Source organism: Bacillus fungorum (assembly GCF_002746455.1).
GTDB lineage: Bacteria > Bacillota > Bacilli > Bacillales > Bacillaceae_G > Bacillus_A > Bacillus_A fungorum.
This window is the reverse complement of record NZ_NWUW01000160.1, coordinates 1-611: the sequence shown is the minus strand read 5'-3', so window position 1 is coordinate 611 and position 611 is coordinate 1. Positions and strand designations below refer to the sequence as shown.

At 38.0% G+C, this 611-nt stretch carries 1 protein-coding gene and 1 pseudogene; both read right to left on the bottom strand.

The window, feature by feature from the left end:
- A pseudogene (locus CO726_RS31240) lies at positions 1 to 359 on the bottom strand (hypothetical protein); the annotation flags it as partial.
- A gap of 15 nt (positions 360 to 374) precedes the next feature.
- A partial coding sequence (locus CO726_RS31235; RefSeq protein WP_136699926.1) for a C40 family peptidase occupies positions 375 to 611 on the bottom strand: 237 nt, incomplete at its 5' end.

Below are 611 nucleotides of genomic sequence, written 5' to 3'. Positions count from 1 at the left end.
ACAGCTTCTGTAGCCAGCATACGCTCATTGCTTGTCATCTTCATTGGCTCAATACCAAATCCAGCCTTCGTAAATAAATACGGGACATCATAACTACTATTAGAAATTTTTCGCAGTAAGTCCTCTACTGTTTTTGTTTTCGCGATATATTCCTCTTCTTTTGTATCAAATCCCTTTGGCTTATCTCCAAGCATCTCTATTTCATCTTGGTTTACTTGCTCTTCCTCTTGTACTTGTGATTTCATCATGTAACGATGAATAGTATTATAGGTAGCAACACCTGCCACTAGTACGATAATCCCTAATATGACCAAGTACTTACGAGGCATATTGGATAAAATGTTGATTATTTTTCCCATTTACTCTCACCCTTATCAGTCTATAACATTACGAATTTGCGTCATATGTTGACCTCTTGCCGTATAGTTTAGACCTGTAATTTGTACACCCTTATTATCACCAATATGAATCATTTTTTGGTTACCCATATAAATAGCAACATGCCCTGGGTTTTCATAGAAGATAAGATCCCCCGGTTGCGCTTGATTGATGTCTGCAACTTGTTTACCTTGTCCAACTTGAGCACCTGTCCAATCTCCAAGTTGTACACC